The organism is Streptomyces katrae (assembly GCF_000966975.1).
In the GTDB taxonomy this organism is placed as follows: Bacteria; Actinomycetota; Actinomycetes; order Streptomycetales; family Streptomycetaceae; genus Streptomyces; species Streptomyces katrae.
In genome coordinates this window covers 1-4,676 of the sequence record NZ_JZWV01000606.1, presented here as the reverse complement: position 1 = coordinate 4,676, position 4,676 = coordinate 1, and the positions used below count along the sequence as shown (strand labels likewise).

Sequence of the window (4,676 nt, the reverse complement as noted above, 5' to 3'; positions counted from 1 at the left end):
ACGGCAAGGGTGACGACATCAGCAACATCGACCAGAAGGCGCTCGACATCAACGTCGACGTGATCGCGAACGCGGTGGGCCACTACGCCTACGACCTGGCTCCGCTGTCGCAGCCGGTCGTCTCGAAGCCGACCACCGGCTCGGGCAACGGCGGCGGTCTGCGCCCGGGCCACGACCACGAGTCCGCCGAGTAGGAGGCCGTCGCGAGGTGACCGCCTCGCGAGGGGCCGCGGGGCGGGACGCCGCGGCCGACGGTACGGAGGGGCCGGCTTTCCGGGGGGAGGCCGGCCCCTCCGCCGTACCCGCCCGGCGCTACCCCGGTGCCCCGGCCCACCCCGCCGTGACCTCCGTGACCGCGCGCGCCGTCTCGTCGCGCCGGGCGGGGTCCGCCCGGACGGAGCGGGCGAGTTCCAGGTGGAGGAAGCGGGTGCCGAGCTCGGCGGCCAGCCGGCCCTGGACGTTGCCCCGGCCCGACATCCGGCAGCTGCCGCTCCAGGCCCGGCAGGGGCGCACCCCCCGGGCGGCCAGCCCGGCGGCGAGCCGTGCGGCGTCGGCGGTGGCGGCGTCGCCCGCGCCGGTGGAGACGACGGCCCCGGTGCCGGGGACGGTGGAGTCGGCGAAGCCGTGCAACTGGATGCCGGGCAGGCCCCGCCGGGTCAGCTCGGCGATGACGGCGTGGAAGACGGAGTCGGGGCGGTGCGCCACATCGGCCTCCCCGGTGCCGCCGCCCCCGGATCCGGAGCCGTCCCCGGCCGCGTCGCCCTCCCCGTCCTCCGCCCCGCCCCCGTCCGGGCCGCCGGCCGCCTTGCGGTGGGCGCCCGCCAGGACCATGACCCCGCCCGGTGATCCGCGCAGGACGGCGACCCCGAGCCGCTCGGTGTCCTGGTCGGCGATCGGGTGGGGGACCTGGACGGACCAGCGCACCGGGGCGCCGAGGTCGACGTAGACCCGGCCCCAGCCCCGGGCGGCGGGGCCGGAGTCGGACGCGGCGTCCGCGACCTCCGCGTAGCGGCGGCCGCCGGGGCCGTCGGTGAAGGTGTCGACGCGGTAGTCCACCGCGGCGAGCCGGGTCCGGGCCTGTTCGAGGTTCCCGCCGAAAAGGGCGGAAACCCCCTCCACCAGGACATCCCTTTCGGCCCGTGTCGGGGTGCGGTAACCGCCCCGGACCCCGAACGCGGAGGTGAATCGGGTCACCCGGTCCAGAAGATCGGTGGTCTGCGCCACAGCCGGCGGAGCGGATGGCTCCGCATTTTTGGCCGAATTATTCGGACGAAAAGCAACATAACCGACGACTGCCATGATCATTACGCAAATGATCACTGCGATCGTTATATTTCTGGTCAACTTCGGCCTCGTCACTGGCCGAAAATAACCGAATGCATCCCCGCCCCACCCGACCGGTCTCCCCCAGGGCCCTCACCGCGCTCCTGTGCGCGCCGCTGAGCCTCGCCCTCGCGGGGTGCGGCCTGCTCGGCGGAACCGGCGGCGGCGCCGCGGCGTCCGGCGGCGGGAGCGGCCGGTCCTTCTCGGTCGCCGCGGCCGGAGACATCCTGATCCACCCCCAGCTGACCGACCAGGCCGCCCGGGACGCACGCGCGGCCGGACACACGGGATACGACTTCGACCGCATCATGGCGGGCGTCAAGCCCGTCATCAGCAAGGCCGACCTCGGGATCTGCCACATGGAGCCGGTCCTCGGCGAGCCCGGCGGCCCCTTCCAGACCTATCCCGACTTCCTCGTCCCGCCGCAGATCGCCAAGACGGTCAAGAACATCGGCTACGACACCTGCTCCACGGCCTCCAACCACACCCTCGACCACGGCCCCGAGGGCGTCCAGCGCACCCTCGACACCCTGGACCGCGAGGGCCTCAGGCACACCGGGTCCGCCCGCAGCCAGCAGGAGGCGGACCGGCCGAACATCCTGGACGTCAAGGGCGTCAAGGTCGCCCAGCTCTCCTTCGCCTCCGGCTTCAACGGCCACGAGGTCCCCGGGGACAAGCCCTGGCTGGCCAACCTCGTCAGCGTCAAGGCCGTCGCCGCCGCCGAGAAGCGGGCCCGCGCGGCCGGCGCCGAGGTGGTGATCCTCTCCGTCCACTGGGGCCGCGAGCACCAGAGCGACCCCAGCGGCCCGCAGCGGGAACTGGCCCGCGCCATCGCCCGGGACACCGGGGTCGACCTGGTCATCGGCCACCACGCGCACGTGGTCCAGCCGATGGAGAAGATCGACGGGACCTGGGTCGCGTACGGGCTCGGCAACCAGCTCGCCCGCCACGACGTGCCCAGCGGCCTCACCGAAGAGGGCGCCATCGGCTGGTTCGACTTCACCGAGAAGAGCGGGAAGTGGGAGGTGGCGGCCCGCTTCGTGCCGACCTACACCGACATCCCGCCCGATCCCGAGAGCACCCCCGGCACCGACCTGCCGGGCACCGGGCCCGCCCCCGCACGCGACCACCGGCTGGTCGACGTGGCCGCCGCCCTCGCCTCCGGGACGATGCCCGACGGGAAGAAGCTGCTGCCCGAGCAGCGCGCCCGCTACCGCCTGGCCTTCGAACGCACCCGGGGCACCCTGCTCAACCGCGGCGCCGCCAAGGACGGCCTGCGCCCCCTGCGGGAACTCCCCGACTGACCCCGCACGCCCGTACGCCCGTACGCCCACTCGCCCCCCCCACCCGCACCACCCGAGCCCGCCGGAACCACCCGCCGCCGGCGCTCACGACCTCCCCGCCAGGAAGGACCCCCGCTGTGGCCGCTTCGCCCCCCAAGCGACGGCGCAAGGCCCGCCGCAGGGCCGACATGTCCCTGCTCGGCGGCATCAGGCCCCCGATCACCGTCCTGTCGGTCCTGCTGCTCGCCCTGGCGGGGTTCACCGCGATGAGCCTGGGCAGCGTCCGCGAGGACCGGCTCCCCCAGGCCGTCCTCACCTCCCAGCAGCACTTCGCCGAGGACGGCGCCATCGCCCTGCGCGCCTCCCTGGACGAGAGCGTCACCGACCTCGACCGGGCCGCGGCCCTGTTCTCCGCCGGCAAGCCGGTCGCCCCCGACGCCGTGCTCGACCGGATCGGCAGCGTGTACCAGAAGTGGCGGGGCACCGCCGTCGTCGAGATCGGCTCGGGCCGGCTGCTCGCCGCACGCGGCGAGAACCTGCCGCTGACGGCCGTCGACCGGACCAAGCTCTCCGGCGAGGGCGGCCTCGCCCCCCGCATGGTCACCCTCGCCAACGGCGAGACCCGCCTGCTCACCCTGGCCCTGCTCACCTGGAAGGACCAGCCCCAGCAACTGCTGGTCGCCTCCAGCAGCCTGCGCTTCCCCGGCATCAGCCTCGGCAACCTCCGCAGCATCGCCGTCGTCGGCGCCGACGGCACCGTCCTGAGCACCGACGGCATCCCCGAGCCCGAGATGCTCCTCAGCGACGACCGGCGCGCCGACGTCAAACGGGACACCAAGCAGCTCGCCTCCTTCGCCAGGACGGCCGCCAAGAAGACCCGGGCCAACCCCCTGACCGTCAAGGAACCGGGCTCCGGCGGCTTCCCCGGCGTCAGCGGCAGCCTGACGGGCGCGGTGACCAGCGGTGAACGCGCCGCCGCCGGGTACGCCCGGCTCTCCGGACCCGAACCGGGCGTCGGCACCAGCGCCACCAGCCTGGACCTGACCGTCGTCGCGATGACCGACATCGCCCAGAACCCGTCCCGCACCACCGACGCCTTCGCCGGACTGGTCCTGGCCGGAACCCTGCTCCTGGTCGGCGCGCTCGTCGTCGCCCTGCTCGTCGCCACCGTGCAACGGCCGCTGATCAGCCTGTTCCTGGAGAGCCGCCGGCTCACCCGCGGCGACCTCACCCGCCCCGTGACCATCCCCCGCGGCGGCGAGGCCGCGCGGATCGCCCTCGCCCTCGACCGGCTGCGCGGCCAGCTCCGCGACCTCGACCTCGACGGCGGCGGCGCCCCCGCCACGCCCGGAGCCCGCGGCCGCGACAAGAGGCGTACGGGCGCCCGTACGCTCGTCGCGGTCTGCGCGGTGCTGCTCCTGGCCTGGTGCCTGCCGCTGGGCCTGCTCGTCAACCGGGCCGGCGACTCCGTCGTCGTGCCGCAGCAGCTCGTCAACGACCAGCGCGAACGCACCGACACCCTCAACGACCGGGTGCGGCGCGCCCTCAACGAGGGCCAGGCCGACCTGGCGTCCGTGGGCACGCTGATGGGGCCCGACGCCGGCCCCGACCGCATGTCCGAGGTCCTGGAGCACACCCTGCGCGAGCACACGCGCTACGCCTCCCTGTACGTACTCGACGGCTCCGGCAAGTCCCTCGCCCAGGCGGGCGGCCACCCCCGGGCCCCCCTCGGCAAGGGCCCCCGCAAGGAGCCCGTCGCCCTCTACGACGGCGCCAAGGAACCCGTCATCATCGCGACGGCCGAGATCCCCGGCCGGACCGGCACGGCCGTCGTCGGCGAGTTCCGCATCGACTTCCTCAACGCCCTCCTCAAGCGGCCCGGCCTCGGCGAGATCCGGGTCGTGGACGCCAAGCACCGGACCATCGGCTCCAACAGCGGCTACCGGGCCTTCGAGGGCCTGGGCGACGACCGCCTCGACGCCCTCGTCCAGGGCTCCTCCCTCAAGGTCGGCGCGGCCCGCAAGCCCGGCGGCGTCCTCTACCGCAGCGGCGGCGACCACGTCATCGCGG

Annotated in this window: 3 protein-coding genes and 1 pseudogene; 3 read left to right on the top strand and 1 reads right to left on the bottom strand. The window is 74.4% G+C overall.

From position 1 onward, the window contains the following. Positions 1-194, top strand: a pseudogene (locus VR44_RS21685) (amidohydrolase); the annotation flags it as partial. A gap of 118 nt (positions 195-312) precedes the next feature. Here the strand turns inward: VR44_RS21685 and VR44_RS21680 are convergent. Then, positions 313-1,119 (bottom strand): hypothetical protein, encoded by an 807-nt coding sequence (locus VR44_RS21680; RefSeq protein ID WP_157880370.1) that lies wholly within the window; start codon positions 1,117-1,119, stop codon positions 313-315. A 257-nt stretch (positions 1,120-1,376) separates the two neighbouring features. Between VR44_RS21680 and VR44_RS21675 the strand changes: the two genes are divergently transcribed. Both VR44_RS21675 and VR44_RS21670 read left to right on the top strand, forming a co-directional pair. After that, on the top strand, positions 1,377-2,627 hold the full coding sequence (locus VR44_RS21675) for a CapA family protein (protein ID WP_094191817.1): 1,251 nt from the start codon (positions 1,377-1,379) through the stop codon (positions 2,625-2,627). Between the two features lie 116 nt (positions 2,628-2,743). Next, the coding region (locus VR44_RS21670; RefSeq protein WP_052713749.1) for a cache domain-containing protein at positions 2,744-4,676 on the top strand (1,933 nt) is incomplete at its 3' end.

Bases quoted from the DNA above. Each gene is read 5' to 3' on its own strand.
- VR44_RS21675 (WP_094191817.1), top strand. From the start codon at position 1,377: ATGCATCCCCGCCCCACCCGACCGGTCTCCCCCAGGGCCCTCACCGCG.